This is a genomic window from Kitasatospora aureofaciens (genome assembly GCF_019192735.1).
Taxonomy (GTDB): Bacteria; Actinomycetota; Actinomycetes; order Streptomycetales; family Streptomycetaceae; genus Kitasatospora; species Kitasatospora aureofaciens_A.
Genome location: NZ_JAHTKP010000181.1, coordinates 1 through 1089, shown reverse-complemented (window position 1 = coordinate 1089; position 1089 = coordinate 1). Strand labels below are relative to the sequence as shown.

The following is a 1089-nucleotide window of genomic DNA, read 5'->3' as shown; positions in this document are numbered from 1 at the left end:
GCGCCCGTCCACCCAGGAGCGCCAGGTGCAGCGCCGCGCCTGCCCCGCCTCGCCGACAACCGAGCCACGCCCGATCTCCCCCCGGCCCCGTGCGGCCGCCGTACCCCCCGGTGCGCGCGACCTGCCCGTCACGAGGCAACCAGACCTGAGGAGAACACATTGACCGTGCGTTCCGACGACTACGGACTGGGTCTGAGCACCTTGAGCGACGTCGAGCTCTCCGCGGTCCTTCCCGCCGCGACCGCTACCGACACCTCCCGTGTCGGAGAAGTGATGGCCGAGGTCTTCACCCGCCACCACGGCGCGGTGCTGGCCTACGCGCGCGGCTACTGCCGTGACCCGCAGACCGCGCAGGACCTCGCCGCCGAGGCCTACGCCCGTACGTACATGTCGGTGGCCCGCGGCCACGGACCGCGCCACGCCTGGCGCCCGTACCTGATGGCCTGTGTCCGCCGCACCGCGATGGAGTGGAGCAGGCACCTCACCCGTCGCGTGCTGCTGCCGGAGGACTTCGAGACCTGGGTCGAACACCTCGCCGGGGACGCGGAGACCGAGGCCGCGCTGCTCGCCACCGAGGAGACCGCCCTGGTCGCCAAGGCCTACCGCTCCCTTCCCGAGCGGTGGCAGGCGCTCCTCTGGCTCACCGTCGTGGAGGGGGAGTCGGCGGCCGCCGTCGCGCAACGGATGGGGATGACACCGAGCGGAGTCCGCTCCCTCGCCGCGCGGGCCCGGGAGGGACTGCGCGAGGCCTACCTGCGCGAGGACGTGGACGAGGCGGCCGAGCCGGCGTGCCGTTACTTCACCGCCCGGTTGGCCGGCGCCATGCGGCGCCCCGGCCGGCGGCGCGGCCCCGAACTGGCCCGGCACCTGGAGAACTGCGAGGGCTGCGCCCGGGTGGCGGGGGAGGTCGAGCGCGCCAACCACCGCGCGGTGGAGGCGGCGTCGACGGTCCCGGGCCCCGAGGCCGCGCGGCGACGCCGGCGCCCGGTCCGGCGGCGGTGAGGAGCCGTCCTCGACACACGCGCGGCTTCGTGCGGCAGGACACCGCCGTCCAAGCCGTGCGCGGCGTCCTCCCCGGATTGGCGAGTG

General features: G+C 75.3%; 1 protein-coding gene. It reads left to right on the top strand.

The genetic code is table 11. The features are described 5' to 3' along the window. The first annotated feature begins 165 nt into the window (after positions 1-165). Positions 166-1002 carry an RNA polymerase sigma factor gene (locus KV557_RS41870; protein ID WP_308130328.1) on the top strand — a complete coding sequence of 279 codons (837 nt, stop codon included), beginning with the start codon at positions 166-168 and terminating at the stop codon, positions 1000-1002. The last annotated feature ends 87 nt before the right edge of the window (positions 1003-1089 follow it).